This window comes from Saccharopolyspora shandongensis (assembly GCF_900106995.1).
Classification (GTDB): Bacteria; Actinomycetota; Actinomycetes; order Mycobacteriales; family Pseudonocardiaceae; genus Saccharopolyspora; species Saccharopolyspora shandongensis.
Genome location: NZ_FNOK01000008.1, coordinates 39232 through 59406, shown reverse-complemented (window position 1 = coordinate 59406; position 20175 = coordinate 39232). Strand labels below are relative to the sequence as shown.

At 72.1% G+C, this 20175-nt stretch carries 18 protein-coding genes; 11 read left to right on the top strand and 7 right to left on the bottom strand.

Going from position 1 to position 20175, the window contains the following annotated elements:
- Window positions 1–49: 49 nt before the first annotated feature.
- The gene (locus BLW84_RS10875; protein ID WP_093264498.1) at window positions 50–427 is read right to left on the bottom strand and encodes a DUF6223 family protein; all 378 of its coding nucleotides are present in this window, start codon (window positions 425–427) and stop codon (window positions 50–52) included.
- 253 nt (window positions 428–680) lie between these two features.
- Here BLW84_RS10875 and BLW84_RS10870 point away from each other — a divergent pair, with 253 nt between their 5' ends.
- Together BLW84_RS10870 and BLW84_RS10865 are read left to right on the top strand one after the other, a co-directional pair.
- The gene (locus BLW84_RS10870; protein ID WP_093264494.1) at window positions 681–1904 is read left to right on the top strand and encodes a sensor histidine kinase; all 1224 of its coding nucleotides are present in this window, start codon (window positions 681–683) and stop codon (window positions 1902–1904) included.
- Entirely contained in the window at window positions 1901–2593 is a 693-nt protein-coding gene (locus BLW84_RS10865; protein WP_093264492.1) for a response regulator transcription factor, read from the top strand. Before BLW84_RS10870 ends, BLW84_RS10865 begins: the two co-directional genes overlap by 4 nt.
- Window positions 2594–2658: 65 nt before the next feature.
- Here the strand turns inward: BLW84_RS10865 and BLW84_RS10860 are convergent, their stop codons facing one another.
- The 4 genes from BLW84_RS10860 to BLW84_RS10845 form a co-directional block, all read right to left on the bottom strand.
- Window positions 2659–3126 carry an RICIN domain-containing protein gene (locus BLW84_RS10860; protein ID WP_177226402.1) on the bottom strand — a complete coding sequence of 156 codons (468 nt, stop codon included), beginning with the start codon at window positions 3124–3126 and terminating at the stop codon, window positions 2659–2661.
- Between the two features lie 174 nt (window positions 3127–3300).
- The gene (locus tag BLW84_RS10855; protein ID WP_093264487.1) at window positions 3301–4293 is read right to left on the bottom strand and encodes a transketolase family protein; all 993 of its coding nucleotides are present in this window, start codon (window positions 4291–4293) and stop codon (window positions 3301–3303) included.
- Window positions 4290–5165, bottom strand: a complete 876-nt coding sequence (locus tag BLW84_RS10850) for a transketolase (RefSeq protein ID WP_093264483.1) — start codon at window positions 5163–5165, stop codon at window positions 4290–4292. Before BLW84_RS10850 ends, BLW84_RS10855 begins: the two co-directional genes overlap by 4 nt.
- A 258-nt stretch (window positions 5166–5423) precedes the next feature.
- Window positions 5424–6770: an MFS transporter gene (locus tag BLW84_RS10845; RefSeq protein ID WP_093264481.1), complete on the bottom strand. Its 1347-nt coding sequence runs from the start codon at window positions 6768–6770 to the stop codon at window positions 5424–5426.
- Between the two features lie 215 nt (window positions 6771–6985).
- On the opposite strand from BLW84_RS10845, the gene BLW84_RS10840 reads away from it, so the two are divergent.
- From BLW84_RS10840 to BLW84_RS10810, 7 genes are all read left to right on the top strand, one after another.
- The gene (locus BLW84_RS10840; RefSeq protein WP_245761066.1) at window positions 6986–7807 is read left to right on the top strand and encodes a sugar phosphate isomerase/epimerase family protein; all 822 of its coding nucleotides are present in this window, start codon (window positions 6986–6988) and stop codon (window positions 7805–7807) included.
- A 25-nt stretch (window positions 7808–7832) separates the two neighbouring features.
- Entirely contained in the window at window positions 7833–8609 is a 777-nt protein-coding gene (locus BLW84_RS10835; RefSeq protein ID WP_093264475.1) for an SDR family NAD(P)-dependent oxidoreductase, read from the top strand.
- A 15-nt stretch (window positions 8610–8624) separates the two neighbouring features.
- A complete protein-coding gene (locus BLW84_RS10830) occupies window positions 8625–10352 on the top strand; it encodes a dihydroxyacetone kinase family protein (RefSeq protein ID WP_093264473.1) in 1728 nt (575 codons plus the stop codon).
- On the top strand, window positions 10349–10813 hold the full coding sequence (locus tag BLW84_RS10825; RefSeq protein WP_093264470.1) for a ribose-5-phosphate isomerase: 465 nt from the start codon (window positions 10349–10351) through the stop codon (window positions 10811–10813). Before BLW84_RS10830 ends, BLW84_RS10825 begins: the two co-directional genes overlap by 4 nt.
- Before the next feature lie 35 nt (window positions 10814–10848).
- Window positions 10849–11580 carry a GntR family transcriptional regulator gene (locus BLW84_RS10820; protein WP_245761065.1) on the top strand — a complete coding sequence of 244 codons (732 nt, stop codon included), beginning with the start codon at window positions 10849–10851 and terminating at the stop codon, window positions 11578–11580.
- Between the two features lie 180 nt (window positions 11581–11760).
- Window positions 11761–13143 carry a sugar porter family MFS transporter gene (locus BLW84_RS10815; protein WP_093264468.1) on the top strand — a complete coding sequence of 461 codons (1383 nt, stop codon included), beginning with the start codon at window positions 11761–11763 and terminating at the stop codon, window positions 13141–13143.
- A 1-nt stretch (window position 13144) separates the two neighbouring features.
- Window positions 13145–14932: a glycoside hydrolase family 183 protein gene (locus BLW84_RS10810; RefSeq protein WP_093264465.1), complete on the top strand. Its 1788-nt coding sequence runs from the start codon at window positions 13145–13147 to the stop codon at window positions 14930–14932.
- Here the strand turns inward: BLW84_RS10810 and BLW84_RS10805 are convergent.
- Window positions 14815–15411 carry a hypothetical protein gene (locus tag BLW84_RS10805; RefSeq protein WP_177226401.1) on the bottom strand — a complete coding sequence of 199 codons (597 nt, stop codon included), beginning with the start codon at window positions 15409–15411 and terminating at the stop codon, window positions 14815–14817. The genes BLW84_RS10810 and BLW84_RS10805 overlap by 118 nt on opposite strands.
- Window positions 15412–15531: 120 nt before the next feature.
- Here BLW84_RS10805 and BLW84_RS10800 point away from each other — a divergent pair, with 120 nt between their 5' ends.
- On the top strand, window positions 15532–15879 hold the full coding sequence (locus BLW84_RS10800) for a winged helix-turn-helix transcriptional regulator (RefSeq protein ID WP_093264862.1): 348 nt from the start codon (window positions 15532–15534) through the stop codon (window positions 15877–15879).
- Between the two features lie 21 nt (window positions 15880–15900).
- Here BLW84_RS10800 and BLW84_RS10795 read toward each other — a convergent pair whose 3' ends face one another.
- Window positions 15901–16779: an alpha/beta fold hydrolase gene (locus BLW84_RS10795; protein WP_093264463.1), complete on the bottom strand. Its 879-nt coding sequence runs from the start codon at window positions 16777–16779 to the stop codon at window positions 15901–15903.
- Between the two features lie 113 nt (window positions 16780–16892).
- On the opposite strand from BLW84_RS10795, the gene BLW84_RS10790 reads away from it, so the two are divergent.
- Complete coding sequence (locus tag BLW84_RS10790) at window positions 16893–20132, top strand: ATP-binding protein (protein WP_245761063.1); 3240 nt, start codon at window positions 16893–16895, stop codon at window positions 20130–20132.
- Window positions 20133–20175: the final 43 nt, after the last annotated feature.

The following is a 20175-nucleotide window of genomic DNA, read 5'->3' as shown; positions in this document are numbered from 1 at the left end:
CGAGGTGCGGGAGCGAAACACCGTGCCGCAGGGGAATTCCGCGCGGTCGTCACGACGCGGCATCACGCCCAGATCGGCGGGAGCGCGCCAAGGCCAGTCCACCGAGGACCGTGCCGAGCACGCCGACCAGCACTGCCACGATCGCCCCGGCCAGCCCGTTGCCGGTGCCGAGACCGCCGGCGGAGTTGGCACCGTGCAGCCCGCCGACGATCGCGCTGATCGGTCCCAGCAGCACGGCTGCGACGGCCCAGGCTCGCCGGTTGCCTGCGCCGGTGCGCTTCAGGGCCAGCCCGCCGAGGACCGCGCTCACCAGCCCGATCACGGCGGCAGTGGTGGGCACGGCTCGCCCCGCGCCGAGGTCGTAACCGCCGATGGCGGCGGCGATGTGCGCGGCCGCAGGTGCGGCGGGCAGGAGGAGGACGGACATCGGGGTTCCCTTCGGTCGGGCGCCGGCAGCAGGTGCACTCGCTGTAACCGGCCGACGACGCGTTGCTCGTGGAGGCTTTCGTCGATTGGCTGCGAATGATCGTTGCGCCTCGACGTCCGGGCGTCCTCTGCCGGAAGGCGGCGACAGATACGCAGTTCGGCGTAGATGGCTCGCGCGGGACCGCGCTCCTCGACGTAGTCGGCCGCGCAGCCGGGCGGAGTGGTTTCCCGGCCTAGAACCTTATGATCGCGACATGCCGGACCGCGTCGCGTTATTCCGCCTGCCCGCCTGGGCGCAGGACTTGTTGCTGGCGCTGTTCATCACCGCGATGCAGGTCCAGGGCACGGTCTCCCGCACCGCGGGCGATCCCGAATCGGTGCTGCGCCCCCTCACCGACCTCGGGTACCTGGGATACGTCCTGCTGATCGTCGGTGGTGTGGTGGTGGCCGTGCGCCGCCGTTGGCCCGTCGCGGTGTTCGGCGCGACCGCGCTCGCCAGCGCGACCTACTACGCCCTCGATTTCCCGGACGGGCCGGGATGGCTCGGGCTCTTCGTCGCCACCTACACGCTCACCGCCCTCGGCGACGGACGCCGCTCGCTGATGATCACCGGCGCCGGGATCGCTGTCCTGGCGGCGTGCTGGCTGATCGCTGCCGCCGACATCGAGCCACGGGCGGCCATCGGCTGGGTGTTCTTCCGCATCGGTGCGTCGGTCATGAGCGCCGCCCTCGGCGAGAGCGTCCGCTCGCGGAGGTTCATCGCGGCCGAGGCGCTGGCGCGCGCCGAGTTGGCAGAACGAACTCGCGAGGAGGAAGCGCGGGCCCGGGTCGACGAGGAGCGGCTCAGGATCGCGCGGGAGGTCCACGACACGGTCGCGCACGCGATCGCGATCATCAACGTCCAATCCGGGGTCACCGCGCACGTGCTCGACAAACGGCCGGATCGCGCCCGCGAGACCCTGGAGGCCATCGAGCGGACCAGCGCCCGGGCGCTGCGGGAGATGCGGGCCATCCTCGGGGTCCTCCGCGACGACGGCGACGGCCGCGTCCCGCACCCCGGCCTCGGGCAGATCGATGAGCTCACCGCCAAGGCGCGCGAAGCCGGGCTCGAAGTGGAACTCGCGGTGAGTTCGCCGCCGCCGGTACCCAGCGCGGTGGGCAGCGCCGTGTACCGGATCGTGCAGGAATCGATCACCAACGTGATTCGTCACGTCGGCCCGACCCGGGTCACGATCGCGCTGGACCACGACGCCGACACCTTGGAGGTCCGCGTGGCGGACGAGGGCAGACGAGCACGAGCGGGCACGACCGCACCGAATCCGGGCAATGGCCGGGACGAGTCCGGCCGGGGGATCGTCGGGATGCGCGAGCGCTGTCAGCTGCTGGGCGGCGAACTCGAGGCCGGCCCGCTCCCGGGTGGCGGTTTCGCGGTCACCGCGAGACTGCCGTTGGCCCCGACCGCGGTGGTGGGCGCATGAACACCGCGACAGCCGCGTCGAAACGCGATGCGCCGATCAAGGTGCTGCTCGCCGACGACGAGCAGCTGGTGCGCTCCGGCTTCAAGCTCCTGCTCGACCTCGAGGACGACATCGTGGTGGTCGGGGAGGCCACCACCGGCGCCGAAGCCGTGGAGCAGGCCCGCATCGCGCGCCCGGACGTCGTGCTCATGGACATCCGCATGCCGGGGATGGACGGCATCCAGGCCACCAAGGAGATCGCCACCGCGAACGGGCTGCAGCACGTCCGCGTCCTCATCCTGACCACTTACGACACCGATGACCACGTCTTCGAGGGCCTGCAGGCCGGCGCCAGCGGGTTCCTGCTCAAGGACGCGGGCCCGGCGGAGCTCCTGCACGGCGTCCGAGTGGTCGCCGCCGGCGAAGCCCTGCTCGCGCCGCGCATCACGCGCCGCCTCATCGCCCACTTCACCGCGCGGCGGACCGCCGGCGAGGCCGCCGAACACCGGCTTTCGGTCCTCACCGAACGGGAACGCGAGGTCCTGGCGCTCGTGGGCCGGGGCATGAGCAACGACGAGATCGGTGCGGAGCTCTTCCTCAGCCCGGCCACGGCCCGCACCCACGTCAGCCGCGCCATGGCGAAGCTCGGTGCCCGCGACCGCGCCCAACTGGTCGTCGTCGCCTACCAGACCGGACTCGTCACCCCGTAGCCGTCGCGACGGGCGGAGCCGCGGGTCTTCGGGGCTGTGGCACCCGAAGACCCACGGCCCTCGGGTCAGCTCGCGGTCAGGCCCCACTGCTGCGCCGGGTTCTCCGGCTCGCAGGGGAACAGTTGCACTTCCGATCCGCCCAGGTGGCCCAGGCAGCTGTCGGTGTCCATGTGGTGCAGCAGGTTGCCCTCGTCGGCGGCTTCAACTCGCCACTGCTGGGTCGCGTCGTTGGAGTCGCACGGCATCAGGCGCACGTTCGAGCCGCCCGCGTGCCCCATACAGCTGTTCGTGCGGTTGACCCGGATCAGCTCCGAGTCGCCGAGGTACTCGCGCGACCAGTTCTGCTTGGTGTCGCCCGGGTTGCAGTCGGTCAACGTGATCGCGGAGCCGTCCGGGCTCTGCAGGCACGCGCCTGCCGCCGCGTTGCTGAACTCCAGGGGAGCGGGCGCGGCTGCCGCGATCGGCAGTGCGGCCGATCCGCTCAGGCACAGTGCTCCCAAGGCCGCCAGGGTCCAGTGGCTAGCTTTCCGCAATGAACTCACCTCGTAGAATCGCGTAGTAGATTCACATCGCACGCACCTATCCGGGCACGTGCGTCACCGAGTTCACTGCGATCTCGCCGAAAATCCCTCAATTCACCCCACTGTGGGCGAGCGGTGGCTTGCGGGCCGGGAACCGGGTACGACGCCGGATCCCGGCCGTCGCGGTCAGCCGAGGGCGTCGAGGACCTTGGCGACGATGGTGCCGGTCGCGAGGCCGTAGCGTTCGTGCAGCGTCGGCAGGGCGCCGGCGTCCAGGAAGGCGTCGGGCAGCGCGATCGGCACGATCCGCTTGCCGAGCCCGCGGCTCACCACGGCCGAGGCGACGGTCTCGAACAGCCCGCCCACCACGGTGTGGTTCTCCAGCGTCACCACCAATCGATCAGAGTCTACTTCGGACAGAACGGTGCCGGCGTCGAACGGCTTGATGGTCGGCGCGTGCACCACGGCGACGTCGACGCGGTGCTTCGCGAGCTCCTCCGCCGCCTGCAGCGCCCGCATCGTCATCAGTCCACTTGAGACGAACACGACGTCCGAACCACCGCGCAGCACCGCTGCTTCGCCGAGGCGGAACGAGTAGTCGTACTCGTCCAGCACGGTCGGCACCTTGCCGCGCAGCAGCCGCAGGTACGTCGGTCCTTCGGCGGCGGCCAGCTGCGGCACCGCCTGCTCGATGTCCACCGCGTCGCACGGGTCGACGATGGTGAGGTTCGGCATGCCGCGGAAGATCGCCACGTCCTCGGTCGCCTGGTGGCTGGGCCCGTACCCGGTCGTCAGGCCCGGGAGCCCGCCGACGACGTTGACGTTGAGGTTCGGTTCGGCGATGTCCAGGCAGAGGAAGTCGTAGGCGCGCCGGGCGGCGAAGACGCTGTAGGTCGACGCGAACGGCACGAGCCCCACCTCGGCCATCCCGGCGGCCGCACCGAGGAGCAGCTGCTCGGCCATGCCCATCTGGAAGAACCGGTCGGGGTGGGCCTCGGCGAACACGTGCATGTCGGTGTACTTGCCGAGGTCGGCGGTCAGCCCGACGATCCGGTCGTCCGACTCGGCGAGCGCGGCCAGCGCGTGGCCGAACGGGGCGCTGGCGGTCCGCTGCCCGGGGTCGGCGAAGGAGGCGATCATCGCGGAGGTGGTCAGCCGCTTCGGCGTCGTGGCGGTCATCGTGCCTGCTCTCCCGGGTGGTTGTCGGTCAGCTGCTCGCGGCACAACTGCCACTCGTGCTCCTCGATCCGCATGAAGTGCGCCTTCTCCCTGGCCTCCAGCAGCGGGACGCCGTGCCCGATCCTGGTGTCGCAGAGGATCACCGCCGGCTCGCCGACGGACGCCGATCGCCGCGCGGCGGCGTCGAAAGCGCGCAGCAGCGCCGGCACGTCGTTGCCGTCGACGCGCTGGGTGAACCAGCCCGCCGCAGCCCACTTCTCCTCGGCGGGCTCGGTGCCCAGCACGCCCTTCGTGGGCCCGTCCGCCTGCAGCGCGTTCATGTCCACGACGGCCAGGAGCCGGCCGAGCCGGTGGTGGGCGGCGCCCATCGCGGCCTCCCAGGTGGAGCCCTCGTCCAGTTCGCCGTCGGACAGGAAGTTGACGATGCGGGGCTGCTCGCCCCGCAACCGGGTGCCGAGCGCCATGCCGACCGCGACGGTGAGGCCGTGCCCGAGCGATCCGCCGGAGATCTCCATGCCGGGTGTGTAGGAGGCCATGCCCGACATGGGCAGCCGGGAGCCGTCGGCGCCGTAGGTCTCCAGCTCGCCGACCGGGATGGTGCCGGCCTCGGCGAGCGCGGCGTAGAGGGCGATGGCGTAGTGGCCGGTGGACAGCAGGAACCGGTCCCGCTCCGGCCAGTGCGGGTCGTCGGCGCGGAAGCGCAGCTGGTCGACGTAGAGCGCGGCGAGGACGTCGGCGACGCCCAGCGCCTGCCCGACGTACCCCTGGCCCTGCACCTCGCCCATGTCCAGCACGTGGTGCCGCATGCGGAAGGCCGCCGCACGCACCCGGTCGGCGCGTGCCGCCAGGTCGCTGCCGGTGGCGATCGTCATCGTGTTCCTCTCAAGCGGTGGAAGCGGTCTAGGAGACTGTTGGTGAAGTCGGTTCTGTCTTTGAAGCGGCGCAGCCGCTTAGCCCACCTACGCAACCGGCACCGCCGCGGGTTCTCAGGTGTCTTCTCGCGAGGACAGCCCCGCCGTGGTGAATTGGCATTCATGAGTCGGGGATCCCACAGTGAGAAGGCGACCGTAATTCCCGCAGGGGGGCCGCCACCCGCACCGCCACGCAAAACGAGCCTGGAAACAGGCTTCTCAGTGCGCTGCGGCAGGCCGGGGATCGTCGTTCTCCGCGCTGCGGCGAAGCGCTTCCCGCCGCTCCCGCTTGCCGAAGGTCTCGCGGGTCAGCAGGGCGGCGATCAGGCCGAGCACCGAGTAGGCCAGGAACAGCAGCGCGGGCCCCATCCAGCCGAGCGCGAGGAACAGCAGGGTGGTGACGAACGGCGTGAAGCCGGAGATCATCGCCGAGATCTGGTAGGCCAGCGAGGCGCCCGACGAGCGCGTCTTCGCCTGGAACAGCTCCGGGAACCAGGCTCCCTGCGAGCCGGCCAGCGCGTTCTGGCTGATGCCGTAGGAGATGACCACGGTGGCGATGATCGCCAGCACCGAGCCGGTGTTGACCAGCAGGAACATCGGGATCGCCCAGGTCGCGCTGAAGAGGCAGACCCAGATGTACACCGGGCGCCGTCCGACCAGGTCGGTCAGCCGGCCCCAGCCGATCGTGGCGAAGATGCCGATCGCCGAGGCGATGCACAGCGACAGGATCGTCTCGCCGCTGGTGGCCAGCTTCTCCGACTTCAGGTAGGAGATCATGTACGTGATGGCCACGGCGTAGCCCGCGGTCTCGGCGATGCGCAGGCCGATGCCGCGCAGCAGGTTCCGCCAGTCGTCCCTGATCACCTCGACGATCGGCGACTTGACGATCTCGCCGCTGTCCCGGACGTCCTCGAACACCGGCGACTCGGGCACCTTCGACCGCACGATCAGCCCGATGATCACCAGCAGCAGGCTGGCCAGGAAGGGCACGCGCCAGGCCCAGTCGCCGGGCAGCGCGACCGAGCCGAGGAAGACGAGGTTGGCCAGCAGCAGCCCGATCGGGAAGCCGGCCTGCACGATGCCGGTGTACGCGCCCTTGCGCAGCCACGGGGCGTGCTCGTAGGTCATGAGGATCGCCCCGCCCCATTCGGCGCCGTAGGCGATGCCCTGGATGATCCGCACGGTGACCAGCAGTGCCGGGGCGAGCACGCCGACCTGCGCGTAGGTGGGCAGCAGGCCGATGGCGAACGTGGCCAGACCCATCACGATCAGCGAGGCGACCAGCACGGGCTTGCGGCCGATCCGGTCGCCCAGGTGGCCGCCGATGACGCCGCCGAGCGGCCGGGCGATGAACCCGACCCCGAGCGTGGCGAAGGCCGACAGCGTCCCGACGATCGGTGAGGCGTTCGGGAAGAACGCGGGGCCGAAGTAGAGGGCCGCGGCAGTGCCGAAACCGATGAAGTCGTAGCTCTCGATCACGGCGCCCGCGGTCGATCCCCACGCCACCCGGCGCACGTCCGGTGTGCCGTGCACCGGCCCGCTAATGCGCAGCGGTTCCGCGCTCATCACTCACCTCTTCATTGGGGTAGTTCGACGTTGTCGACACCGGCAAGGCAGTGTCAACACTGCGGGAGATATTCAGCTCTGTTCGCTGGTTTGTCAACAGTGATATTTCGAGTAAAACTGCTGTCACGAGCGGTAATGCCTGTACTTGGCGGGATGCTCTTGTCTGTCGACAGAACGCTGTTAACATCTCCGCATTCGCCGTTTGAGGAGGAATCTTGTCGGACCGCTGGCCCGGGTGCTCGACCATCAGCTTCCGCCACCTCGGATTGTCCGAGGCGCTCGGCGTGATCGCGGGGTGCGGCTTCGCGGAGATCGATCTGGGCGCGCTGCCCGGCGTGTGCGACCACGTGCCCTACGAGCTGACCGAGGCCGCCGTGACCGAGGTGGTGTCGACAGTGCGGGCAGGCGGCCTCGCCGTCCGGTCGGTCAACGGCGACATCGGCGACCTCAACCGCGTGCTCGACGCGGACGCCGCCCGGGAGCGGGAGACGCACCTGCGCCGCCTGCTCGGCCTGGCCGCGGGCTGCGGCGCGGATGCCCTGGTGCTGCCGTGCGGCGCCCAGTCGCGCGAGCCGGTGAGCGGCCTGGACGCCGACCTGGATCGCGTCGCGGACCAGCTCGCGCTGGCCGCCGAGCTCGCGACCGCCCACGACGTGGCGATCTGGGTCGAAGCACCGCACTTCTTCCGCCTGTGCGCCGACGTCGACCTGGCCGCGAAGCTGATCGAACGGCTGGATCCCGCGGTGGGCGTCGTGCTGGACACCAGCCACATCGTGGCCTCCGGCGGCGATCCGGCCGCCTTCGCGCTGCGGTTCGGGCCGCGGCTCGCCCACGTGCACCTCAGGGACGCCGTACCCGGCGAGATCAACCACAGCATCGGCAACGGAGTGGTCGATTTCCCCGCCGCGTTCGAGGCGCTGCGCTCCGCCGGCTACGGCGGATCGTTCGCCCTCGAACTCGAAACCCGCGATGTCACCGACGACGAACGGCCCGCCGCGGCGGTGCGCGCCGCCGAGTACATCGCGACCCTGCTCTGATTCGTCGACCGAAGGAGGACCAGCAGTGACCAGCATCCAGCGCACGGCGGTGGTGACGGGCGCGGCCGCGCCGCGAGGCATCGGGAAGGCCGCGGCACTGCGGTACGCCCGCGAAGGGTGGGCCGTCGTCGTGCTCGACCTCGACGAACCGGCCGCGAAGGCGGCCGCCGAGGACATCGCCGCGCAGACCGGCGCGACGGTGTTCGCGCACGGCATCGACGTCGCCGACGAGCCGTCGGTGCAGGCCGCCTACGACGCGGTGCGCGCCGAGGTGGCCGCGGGCCGGCTGCCCGCGGTCGGCGCGCTGGCCAACATCGCGGGCATCACCTCGCCGGTGCCGTTCCTGGAGACCACCCTCGACCTGTGGAACAAGGTGCTGGCGGTCAACGCGACCGGCACCTACCTGGTCACCAAGGCGTTCCTGCCGGACCTGATCGAGGCGGGCTGGGGCCGCATCGTCACCATGTCGTCGGTGTCGGCCCAGCAGGGCGGGGGAGTGTTCGGCAAGACCCCGTACTGCGCCGCGAAGGCCGCCATCCTCGGGTTCACCAAGTCGCTGGCCAAGGAGCTCGGCGCGGCCGGGATCACCGTCAACGCCGTCGCGCCGGGCGCGGTGGACACCGACATCCGCGCGGGCGCGACCACCCCGGAGCTGGAGGACGCCATCACCAGCGGCATCCCGATCGGCCGCCAGGCCACAGTGGACGACGTGGCCGCGGTGATCACCTGGCTGTCCACCGACGACGCCGGTTACCTGCAGGGCACCACGATCGACATCAACGGCGGGGCGTTCCTCCACTGAGGACGGATGGGTGACATGACTTATCTGTGGGACGATCCGGCCGCGTTCGCCGACGACGCGCTGGCCGGGTTCTGCGAGCTGCACGCCGACGTGGTGCGGCAGGTGCCGGGCGGCGCGGTGCGGCGGGCCCGCCCGCAGCGCCCGAAGGTCGCGGTGCTGCCCGGCGGCGGCTCCGGCCACTACCCGGCCTTCTACGGGATCATCGGCCCCGGCCTGGCGGACGGGGCGGTCAGCGGCAACCTGTTCACGTCGCCGTCCGCGCAGGACGCCTACTCGGTGGCGAAGGCCGCGCACTCCGGTGCCGGGGTGGTGTTCGGCTACGGCAACTACGCCGGCGACGTGATGAACTTCGGCCTGGCCACCGACCGGCTGCGGGCCGAGGGGATCGCCGTTGACAACGTGGTGGTCACCGACGACATCGCCAGCGCCCCGGAGTCGGAAGCGCAGCGGCGGCGCGGGATCGCGGGCGACTTCGCGGTCTTCAAGATCATGGGCGCGGCCGCCGAAGAGGGCATGGACCTCGCCGGGGTCGTGCGGGTGGGCCGGAAGGCCAACGAGCGCACGCGCACGATCGGCACCGCCTTCGCCGGGTGCACCTTCCCCGGCGCGCCCGAGCCGCTGTTCAGCGTGCCGGACGCGCAGATGGGCCTGGGGCTGGGCATCCACGGCGAGCCCGGCCTGCGGGACGTTCCCCTGCCCTCGGCCGGGGAACTCGCGGCCGACTTCGTCAGCAGGGTCCTGGCCGAGAAGCCAGCGGACGCGGGAGAGCGGGTGGCGGTGCTGCTCAACGGCCTCGGCGCGGTCAAGCAGGAGGAACTGCTCGTGCTGTGGCGGCCGGTGGCCGCGCTGCTGCGCGAGTCGGGGCACGTCCCGGTGCTGCCCGAGGTGGGCGAGTTCGTGACGAGCCTCGACATGGCCGGAGTGTCGCTCACCGTCACGTGGCTGGACGACGAACTCGAACGCCTGTGGACGGCCCCGGCGTGGACCCCGGCGTTCCGGCGCGGCCGGACGGCCGACGAGCCGCAGGCGGTCCGGCCGGAGGCGGGAGAGCCGCGGGCGGACGAGCCGGTGGTGGAGTATTCGCCCGCTTCGGACGAGTCCCGCCGGCTCGCCGAGCACGTGCTCGTGGCGCTGCGCCAGGTGGCTTCGGCGTTGGGGGGAGCGGAAAGCGAGCTGGGCGCCATCGATGCGGTGGCCGGCGACGGCGACCACGGCCGCGGCATGGTCCGCGGCATCGGTGCCGCGCTGGTCGCGGCCGAGGAAGCCCAGCGGGCCGGGGCGGGAGCGGGGGACTGCCTCGTCGCCGCCGGGGACGGCTGGGCGGCGCGCGCGGGCGGCACGTCCGGCGTCTTGTGGGGCGCCGGGCTCCGGGCGGCCGGCGAAGCCCTCGGCGACCGCGGCGGCAGCGCGGAGGTCGCGGCCGCAGCGGTGAACGCGCTGACCACGCGCATCACGACGCTCGGCGGCGCGGCGGTCGGGGACAAGACGCTGGTGGACGCGCTGGAACCGTTCCGGGCCGAACTGCTGTCCGCCGTCGCTGCCGGTGCTCCGGCGGCCGCCGCGTGGTCGCGCGCCGCCGAGGCCGCCGACGAGGCGGCCCGGAACACCGCGGAACTGGTGCCGCGCAAGGGACGGGCCCGGCCGCTGGCCGAGCGCAGCATCGGCACGCCCGATCCCGGCGCGGTGTCCACGGCCCTGATCGCCCGGACGATCGCCGACCACCTGACGGGAGAACTCCGATGACCTACCGGATCGCGATCGGCTGCGACGACGCCGGACTGGACTACAAGGAACGCCTCGCCGCCGACCTGCGCGCAGATCCGCGGGTGAGCGAGGTGATCGACCTCGGCGTGCACCGCGACGCCGCGGACGTGCACCGCCCGTACCCGGAGATCGGGCTGGCCGCGGGCGAGGCCGTGCGCGCGGGCACCGCCGACCGGGCCGTGCTCGTCTGCGGCACCGGCATCGGGATGGCGCTGTCGGCGAACAAGGTGCCCGGCGTGCGGGCCACCACCGCCCACGACTCGTACTCGGTGGAGCGGTCCGTGCTGTCCAACAACTGCCAGGTGCTGACCGTCGGGCAGCGGGTGGTGGGGCTCGAACTGGCCCGCCGGCTCGTGCGCGAATGGCTCGGTTACGAGTTCGACCACCGATCGCCTAGCGCGGCGAAGGTAGAGTTGATTGCCGAGTACGAACGGTGCTGAGCGCCGTCGGTGGCGCGGAACCGAGGAGGCTGCGAGTGGTGAGCCGTCAGGCGCAGGCAGGCCGGAACCTCCGGCAGATGGCCGTCGACGCTCTGCGGAAGGCGATCACCACCGGCACGTTCCCGCCGGGCACCCACCTCGGCGAGGTGCAGGTGTCCGACCAGCTCGGCATCAGCCGCGGCACGTTGCGCGAGGCGCTGCGCGAACTGCAGCAGGAGGGCCTGGTCTCCTACGGCGATCGCGGCCGGGTCGCGGTCCGGCAGATCGACGAGAAGGACATCATCAACACCTTCACGGTCCGGGCCGCGCTGGAGGCGGTGGCCGGTGAGACGCTGGCCGCCAGCTACTACCGGGAACAGCACTGCCGGAGCCTGCGCGCCGCCGTCGACGACATGGCGGCCGCCGCGCAGGTCTCGCTGGAGGCGCAGATCGAGGCGGACCTGGCCTTCCACGAGCTGCTGTGCGAGCTCACCGGCAACGACGCGCTGCTGCGGTCGTGGAAGCTGCTGGAAGGCTCGATCCGCATGTGCATCATGTACCGCGGTCTGGAGCGGGCCCTGAGCAACATGAGCGCCGATCGCCACCTGGAGATCGTCACGGCGATCGAATCGGGCGACCCGGTCAAGACGCAGACGGTGATCCAGGACCACATGGTGGCAACGGCGCAGGAACTGCTGTTCGGAACCGTCCGTAGCCGCAGGCCGATCGACATCCTGGGCGGCGCCCGGCCCGCGGAGCGGGGGGAACGGCCCGAGAAGCCCGCCTGACGACCGGCCGGGCGTTCCCGCGCGGGTCTCCCATGTGGACGAGCACCGCCCGCCGGCACAGGTATTGCGGGCTGGTGTGTGGGGTACCAGGGGTGTGACGGGCGCGTCGAGGGGGCGGCGCGATCGGAGCTCGCCTGCCCATGGCCCTCCCCGGTGCCCGTCGCCGCGTGGAGGTGGTCGATGGCAGCGCCGGCTTCGAAGTCCCGGGTCACCCGGCGCGTTTACGCGCTGGGGTCGCTGGCGGCGATCCTCTTCGGCTACGACAACGGGATCATCTCGGCCGCCATCCTGTTCATCCCGCACGAGCTGCCGCTCACCCCGCTGCTCAAGGGCGCCGTCGTCAGCTCGACCGTCGTCGGGGCGATGGTGGGGGCCTTGGTCAGCGGGCCGGCGGCCGACCGGTTCGGGCGGCAGCGCGCCCTGCTCGCCGCCGGGGTCGTGTTCGCCATCGGCGCGCTCGGTGCCGGGGTGGCGCCGACGGTCGCCGTGCTGGTGCTGTTCCGGTTCGTCATCGGGCTCGGCATCGGCATCGCCTCGGTGGTGGTCCCGCTCTACCTGGCCGAGATGGCGCCCGCCGGGGAGCGCGGCTCGGTCACCTCGCTGAACCAGTACATGATCATCGTGGGCACGGCGCTGGCCGCCGCCACCGGCTACGGGCTGGCCTTCGTCGCCTCGTGGCGGTGGATGATCCTCATCGGCGCGTTCCCCGCCGTGGTGCTGGTCCTGGGGCTGCTGGCCGCGCCGGACACGCCCCGGTCGCTGGTGCGGCGGGGACACCCGGAGCAGGGGCGCGCGCTGCTGGCCGGCCTGCGCGGCAACCCGGCCGCCGCCGACCGGGAGCTCGCCGAGATCACCGAGCTCGAACGCCAGCAGCGGGACGCCCGGCTCGGTGCCCGCATGTCCGCGCCGTGGGTGCGGCGATTGCTGCTGCTGGGCGCGATGCTCGCCGTGTTCCAGCAGATCACCGGCATCAACACGATCGTCTACTACGCGCCCGGCGTGCTCACCACCTTCGGGGTCTCCGAGGTCACCGCGCTGCTGTTCACGTTCCTCAACGGGCTGCTGAACATCCTGACGATCGCGGTCGTCGTGCGGGCCGGGGTCGTGGACCGCTGGGGCCGCAAACCCGTCCTGCTCGCCGGGCTGGTGGGCATGTCGGCGAGCCTGTTCGCGGTCGGCGCGGCGGCGCTGGTGCTGCCCGCCGAATCCCCTGTGCTGTTCGGGATCGCCGTCGCCGCCTTCGTCGTGTTCACCAACACCTTCTCGGCCACCTGGGGGCCGGTGCTGTGGGTGGTGCTGGCGGAGATCTTCCCGCTGGCGATCCGCGGCGCGGCGATGGCCGTCGCGACGCTGTTCAACTGGCTCACCGACTTCTTCGTCTCGCTGACCTTCCCCACGTTCACCGCGCTGGTGGGCGCCGGGGTCGTGTTCATCGCCTACGCCGCCGCGGGCGTGATCGTCTTCCCGATCGTCTGGTGGTGCGTGCCGGAGACCAAGCAGCGGAGCCTGGAATCGCTGGAGCGGGCCTTCCGGAAGGGCACCCGCTTCCGGCCGGAGGGATGACGTGGACCGGCGCACGTTCGTCAAGCTCTCGCTCGCAGGCGCGGGCGCGGTGCTCTTCAGCGGGCTGCCGCGCGCGGGCGAGGCGCAAGGCCTGACTGTCGCCGATCCGGCCAGCGCGTTCTTCGCGACCGCGTTCACCGAGTACGCCGCCACCCTCGCCACCGCCAGCACCGGCGACCTGTGGCCGACCTGCTGGGCGGACGACGACTACGTCTACACGGCCAACGGCGACGGCCAGGGCTTCGGCGACGAGCCGATGGCGGCCATCGTGGTGAACCGGATCGCCGGAACGCCCGAGACCGGCCTGCGCGGCGAACGGCTGGCCGCCGGGGACGCGGTCGCCAAGTCCCACGCCGATCCCAAGCTGTACAACGCGAAGCCCACCGGCATCGTCGCCGTCGACGGCAACGGCGACGGCCGGGACGAGCTGTACCTGGCGGTGCAGGACCTGCGCTTCGCGCCCGCGTCCACGGCGTTCGACGACGCCGTGAACGCCACCGTCGTCAAGTCGGAGGACTACGGGCGCACCTGGCAGCAGCCGTCCGAGCCGATGTTCACCAGCCATGTCTTCACCACCGTGATGTTCCTCGACTTCGGCCGCAGCCAGGAGCACGCCCGGTCGCTCGGCCCGGCGAACGCCGGGTACGTGTACGCCTACGGCCTGGACGGCAACTGGCGGGACTCCTACAGCAACGAGGTGCCGTCGCCGACGAGCCTCTACCTGGCCCGGGTTCCCCGGAACTCGATCCAGCAGCGGGACACCTGGCGGTTCTACGCCGGGGCCGGGGGCGACGGAGGTCCACAGTGGAGCGCCAGCATCGGGGAAAAGGCGCCGGTGCTCACCGACGAACGGCGGCTCTACACCGACCTGTTCGGCGAGGGCCGCCGCGATCTGAGCGTGATCTCCCAGGGCGGCGTCCTCTACAACGCCCCGCTGGGCCGGTTCATCTACACCTCGTGGAGCGAGTACACCTTCGAATTCTACGAGGCACCGGCGCCATGGGGCCCCTGGCAGCTGTTCATGTCGAAGGACTTCGGCGCCCAGCCCTGGTTCGGCCGCCCCGGCCGCGTCCGGCTGCTTCCCGTGCCGGGCGGCCACGAAGTGCCGACACCGGAGACCGGCGAGCCGGAACCGGCCTGCGCCGGGCCGAAGAACGGCGGCTACGCCCCCACCATCCCGGCCAAGTTCGTCTCGGCAGACGGGACGCGGATGTGGTTGCAGTCCAACTGGTTCCTGAACGTGGCGTGCGGGCTGCCCAACTACGAGTTCTCGTTGCGCCGGTTCAATGCGTCCCCGCGCAGGCCCGGCGATCCGGGGCAGAACCCGCCCGATCCGGCGGACAACCTGGCCGCCCCCGGGAGGGGGCCGTTCCCCATCGAGAAGTCGGCCCACCACGGCCACGGCGACTACCTCAACAACGGCGTCCGGGAGGAGAGCGAGGACAGCTTCGACGGCGCCCGCAAGCAGGTCGACTTCTGGGGGTACGTCTGGCAGGGCGAGTACTGGATCGACCGCGTCGTCTACACGACCGGCGACATGTTCTCGGATGGCGGCTGGTTCGCCCGCGACCTGACCGTGCAGGTCCGCCAGGGCGCGAGCTGGGTGGGCGTCACCGGCCTGACGACCGCTCCCGCGTACCCCTACGACAGCACCGCGGGCCCGAACAAGACCTACGTGCTCGCGTTCGACGCGATCACCGGGGACGGCGTCCGGATCATCGGAATCCCCGGCGGCACGGCAACGTTCACGTCGATCGCCGAGCTGGAGGTGTACTTCGACGGCCGGTGACCTAGCGCTGCGGGGCGAACTGGGCGAGCAGGCCCCCGACCGGATCGGCGCCGAACAGCATGTCGAGGCTTTCGGAGGTGCCCGCCGCCGACGCTTCGCCGCGTGGGAAGAGGTTCCGCGCGTAGGCGTCGAGAGCCGCCTCGGTGTCGGCTCAGCAGCGTGACGCCTGGGCTGCGGTCCCAGCAGTGGCCGACCGGCAGCGCGTAGATCGGCCGCGGGACCAGCTCGCCGTCCGCATCGGCGATCAGCGCCCGCAGGCCCGCGTCCCAGTCGGCGAAGTCCGCTGGCACGGCCGCCTTGGCGCCCTCGGCGTCGGTGAAGTCGATGCCCGCGGTCCAGCCCTCGGCGGCCTCGCGCATGTTGTAGACGTGCAGGCTGCCGTCGATCTCGCGGTGAGCGAGGAAACCCTTGCCCCCGCCGAGCGCGAACAGCATGCCGTCGCCGACCACGGCCGCGCTGCCGGGCGTCCTAGCGAACATCGCGCGCCGCCGGGTCCGGCAACCCGGACACCGGGGGTGGGTACGCTTCGTGGTGACGCACTTTTCGGGCGAGAGGGGAGCCTCGTGGGAACGGAGCAGGCGGCCGAGGACGCCGATGCGATGCGCGCCGACTCCCTCGCCCGCGAGATCTTCACGGGCGTGGCCGACAAGTGGTCGCTCCTGATCATCGAGGTCCTGCGGGACCGCACCCTCCGCTTCACCGAGCTGCGTGCCGAGGTGGCGGGCATCAGCCACAAGATGCTCACCCAGACCCTGCGGAGGCTCGAACGCGACGGCGTGGTGCACCGCACGGTGCACCCCACCGTGCCGCCGCGAGTCGAGTACCGCCTCACCGATGCGGGCCGGTCGCTCCGCGACACCGTCAACGGCATGTGCGCGTGGAGCCGCACGCACCTCGACGAGATCGAAGCGTCCCGCCACCGCTTCGACGAGCAGCAGCACGCCTGATCCGCCTGAATGAGTTCGTCGTCACCGGGTGAGGAGTTCGCGCAGGGCCTTGGTGACCTCCGCCGGGGCCTCTTCGGCCATGAAGTGGCCGCAGGAGACCGGGATGTGGTTGAGGTCGGGCGCCCATTCGCGCCAGAGCGCGGCGGCGTCGAAGCCGAGCACGGCGCCCCAGTCCTGCTGCAGGACGGTCACCGGCATCCGCAGCCGGTTCCCGGACTTCCGGTCGGCCTCGTCGTGCTCGACGTCGACGTGCGCCGATGCGCGGTAGTCGGCGACGATCGAAGTGACCGCTTCGCGGGAGGCCGCCAGGTAGGCGGCGCGGACGTCGGCGGGGATGGCGCCAGGATCCTGGGTCCAGATGTCGAGGAAGTGGCCGAAGAACGCGTCGGCGCTGGCGCTGATCATCTGTTCGGGCAGGCCGGGCGGCTGGGCCATCAGGTAGAGGTGGAAGCCCACCGCGGCCGAGGTGCCGCGCATGACGTTCCACATGTCCAGCGTCGGCAGCACGTCGAGCGAGGCGAGATGGGTGATCGCGTCGGGGTGGTCGAGGCCGGCGCGGATGGCGACCAGGGCGCCGCGGTCGTGCCCGGCCAGGGCGAAGCGCTCGTGGCCGAAGGCGCGGGCGAGGGCGACGACGTCGGCGGCCATGGTGCGCTTGGCGTAGGTCTGGCCGTCGGCGTCGGCGGGCTTGTCACTGTCGCCGTATCCGCGCAGGTCGGGGCAGATGACGGTGTGGTCGGCGGCGAGGTCGGCGGCAACGTGCCGCCACATCAGGTGGGTCTGCGGGAAGCCGTGCAGCAGCACGACCGGGCTGCCGGTGCCGCCCACGGCCGCGTTGAGCGTCACGCCGTCGGCGACGGTGACGCGCTGGTAGTCGAATCCGGTGATCGTCGGTGCCATGGTGGGCCTTCCTCGTTTCGCGTTGACGCGTCGAGCCTGCGCGCGGCGGATCAACAACCGGTCAACGGCGGCTCAGCGCCCGGGGTCGCGCGGCGGCTTATACAGTGCGTGGCGTGTCTGTGCAGGTGAGCGCGTCGAGGGTGGCCTTCGGCGTGCTCGGTCCGCTGGAAGCGGTCGGCGCGAGCGGCCCGGTCGACCTCAAGGGACCGTTGCACCGCGCCGTGCTGGCCCGGTTGCTGATCGCCAGGGGCCGGGTCGTGCCCCTCAACCGGCTCATCGACGACCTGTGGGACGACCCGCCGGAGAGCGCGGTCGGCACCGTCCGGACCGTCGTTTCCGCCTTGCGCCGGGCGCTCGAACCGGACCGGCCGCCTCGCTCGCCCGCCCGGCTGCTGGTGACCGCGGCGCCGGGCTACGCGCTGCGCGCGGCATCCGGATCGGTGGACGCCCAGCGGTTCGAGGCGGCGGTGGGCGACTCCGCGTCCATGCTCGCGGCGGGACGGGCCGATGCGGCGTCGTCCACTTTGGACCAGGCCCTGGCGCTGTGGCGGGGGCCCGCACTCGCGGAGTTCGGCGACCGGGCCTGGGCGCGTCACGAGATCTCGCGGCTCGACGAGCTGCGACTGCTGGCCGTGGAGCGGCGGGCGCAGGCGGCGCTGGCGCTGGGACGGGCCGCCGAGGCGGTGCCCGATCTGGAGGGCCAGGTCGCCGAACAGCCCTGGCGCGAGACGGCCTGGCAGCTGCTGGCGCTCGCGCTCTACCGCAGCGGGCGGCAAGGCGACGCCCTGGGCGTGCTCCGCGAGGCGCGCAAGGTCCTGGCGACCGAGCTGGGTGTGGATCCCGGCCGGGACCTGCAGCGGCTGGAGGCGGACATCCTCACCCAGGCGCCGCACCTGTCCGCGGCGCCGACCGCGGCCACCCGCGCCGACCAGCCGGTCGAGCCGCCGATCGTCGGCCGCGCGGCCGAGCTCGCGCAGCTCGCGGCCGCCGGCGCGCGCGACCGCCTGGGCCTGGCGCTGATCTCCGGCGAAGCCGGGGCGGGCAAGACCGCACTCGCGGAAGCCTTGACCGACGAGCTCGCGGCCGCCGGCTGGATCGCCGCCTGGGGACGCAGCCCGGAGCAGGACGGCGCGCCCGCCGGGTGGCCCTGGACGGAGATCACCACCGCCCTCGCGGCTGCGGGACACCCGCCTCCGCCGCCTGTGCCAGCAGGCGAAGATCCCGCCACGGCGCGGTTCCGGATGTACCGGGAGGCCGCCTCGTACCTGTCCGCCGTCGCCGAGCGCGCACCCGTGCTGCTGGTCTTCGACGACCTGCACCGGGCCGGCGAGGAAACCCTTTCCCTGCTGGCATTCCTGGCGGTGACGCCCATCGACCGGCGGGTGCTGGTCGTGGCGACCTACCGCAGCACCGAGATCTCCGCAGAGCTCACCGACGCGCTCGGCCGCTTCGCCCCGGTCGAACCCACCCGGGTCTACCTGGGCGGCCTGGCAGAGTCCGAAGTGGACGAACTCGCCCGCTCGGTCATCGGCCGGGAACTGGACGCCGCGACCATCCGCGCGATCCACCGTCGCAGCGGCGGCAACCCGTTCTTCGTCCGCGAGCTCACGCGGCTGTTCGACGCGGAGGGGAGCAAAGCGCTCTCCGGGATTCCGGCGGGCGTGCGCGACGTCATCCGCCGTCGCCTGGCCGGGCTGCCGCAGCCCGCGCGCACGGTCCTGCGCCAGGCCGCGGTCGTCGGCCGCGACGTCGACCTCGACCTGCTCGTCCCGCTGACCGGGGACGAGGAACTGGTGCTCGACGTGGTCGAATCGGCGCTGCTCATGGGATTCGTGACCGAGCCGGGCCCGAACCGGTTGCGGTTCACCCACGAGCTGATCCGCGACACGCTCTACGAGGAAGCGCCGCGCCTGCGCCGGGCCCGCTGGCACGCCGCCATCGCGGAGACGATCGAGCAGTCGCGGCCCGGCGAGGTGGAATCCCTGGCGCACCACTACTTCCACGCCGACGACCGCCGGACGGCGGGCCGGGCCGCCCGCTACGCCAAGGCGGCGGCCGAGGCGGCCGAGCGGCGGTTCGCCCCGCACGAGGCGGCGCGGCTGTGGCGGCAAGCGGTCGCGGCCCACGACCGGTCCGGGAGCGGCGATGCGCGCGCCCGGCTCGACCTGATCACGGGCCTGGTGCGGGCACTCGCCGTCGCAGGTGGGCTCGACGAGGCCCGGCGGCACCGCGCCGAAGCGATCGCCACGGCCGACGAACTCGGCGATCCCGAGCTGACGGCGCGGGTGATCGGCGCGTTCGACGTGCCCGCGATCTGGACCCGCAACGATGACGAAGACGTTGCGCGGCAAGTCGTCGAGGCCACCGAGCGCACTCTGGCGGCCTTGCCGGACGACCGCGCCGAAGCACGCAGCCGGCTGCTCAGCACGCTCGCGCTGGAACTGCGCGGCACGCGTACGCAACGCGGGCACCAAGCCGCCGTCGAGGCCGAGGCGATCGCCCGCGAGCTGGCCGATCCGGCGCTGCTCGCGTTCGCCCTCAACGGCCGGTTCATGCAGTGCTTCCAGCGCGCCGGGCTCGCACCGCAGCGCGCCCGCATCGGGGCGGAGCTGGTCGATCTGGCCGAACGCCACGGCCTGGTGACCTTCGAGGTGCTCGGCCGCCTGATCCTCATCCAGGCCCACTGCGCGCTGGCCGAGTTCTCCGCCGCCGACGCGCACGCCGCTGCCGCCGCCCGGCTCGGCCAGCGCCATGAGATTCCCCTGGTGGGCGTGTTCACCGAGTGGTACGCCGCACTGCGGCTGGCGGTTTCCGGCGATTCGGGGGCGGCTGCCGCTTACCGCGCGGCCGTGATCCGGCTGCGGGGCACCGGGATGACGGGCGTGGAGCACGGCGTTCTCCCGCTCGCCCTGCTGGGCCTTCGCCTGCCAGATCTGTCCGAAGTGGACTGGAATGCGGACTGGGGCCCGTACGAGGACTGGGCGCGCCCGCTGGGACTGCTCGCCGCCGGTCACCGCGAGCAGGCAGTGGAAGCGGCGCGGGCAATGCCCGATTCGCCCCGCGATCTGCTCTACGAGGCACGCCTGTGCCTGGAAGCCGTGCTGGCCATCGGCCTCGCGGACCGGCCGATGATGGCGCGGGTCTACGAGCTGCTCCAACCCGCCGAGGGCGAACTCGCCGGTGCTGGCAGCGGCCTGCTCGTGCTCGGCCCCGTCGCGCAGTACCTGGGCGACCTCGCCGCCGCGCTGGACCGGCGCGAAGCGGCCGGGAACCACTACCGGCAAGCGGAGGCCGTCGCGCGGCAGGCCGGGGCGCCACACTGGATCGCCGCCGCTCGCGCCCACCTGGCCTGAGAGGCCGTTTCAGAGTGACGTGCGGGACGTGGCCGCCGGAGTC

Bases quoted from the DNA above. Each gene is read 5' to 3' on its own strand.
- BLW84_RS10870 (WP_093264494.1), top strand. From the start codon at position 681: ATGCCGGACCGCGTCGCGTTATTCCGCCTGCCCGCCTGGGCGCAGGAC.
- BLW84_RS10865 (WP_093264492.1), top strand. From the start codon at position 1,901: ATGAACACCGCGACAGCCGCGTCGAAACGCGATGCGCCGATCAAGGTG.
- BLW84_RS10795 (WP_093264463.1), bottom strand. From the start codon at position 16,779: ATGGCACCGACGATCACCGGATTCGACTACCAGCGCGTCACCGTCGCC.
- BLW84_RS10830 (WP_093264473.1), top strand. From the start codon at position 8,625: ATGACTTATCTGTGGGACGATCCGGCCGCGTTCGCCGACGACGCGCTG.
- BLW84_RS10815 (WP_093264468.1), top strand. From the start codon at position 11,761: ATGGCAGCGCCGGCTTCGAAGTCCCGGGTCACCCGGCGCGTTTACGCG.
- BLW84_RS10875 (WP_093264498.1), bottom strand. From the start codon at position 427: ATGTCCGTCCTCCTCCTGCCCGCCGCACCTGCGGCCGCGCACATCGCC.
- BLW84_RS10805 (WP_177226401.1), bottom strand. From the start codon at position 15,411: ATGTTCGCTAGGACGCCCGGCAGCGCGGCCGTGGTCGGCGACGGCATG.
- BLW84_RS10855 (WP_093264487.1), bottom strand. From the start codon at position 4,293: ATGACCGCCACGACGCCGAAGCGGCTGACCACCTCCGCGATGATCGCC.
- BLW84_RS10850 (WP_093264483.1), bottom strand. From the start codon at position 5,165: ATGACGATCGCCACCGGCAGCGACCTGGCGGCACGCGCCGACCGGGTG.
- BLW84_RS10845 (WP_093264481.1), bottom strand. From the start codon at position 6,770: ATGAGCGCGGAACCGCTGCGCATTAGCGGGCCGGTGCACGGCACACCG.
- BLW84_RS10800 (WP_093264862.1), top strand. From the start codon at position 15,532: ATGCGCGCCGACTCCCTCGCCCGCGAGATCTTCACGGGCGTGGCCGAC.
- BLW84_RS10825 (WP_093264470.1), top strand. From the start codon at position 10,349: ATGACCTACCGGATCGCGATCGGCTGCGACGACGCCGGACTGGACTAC.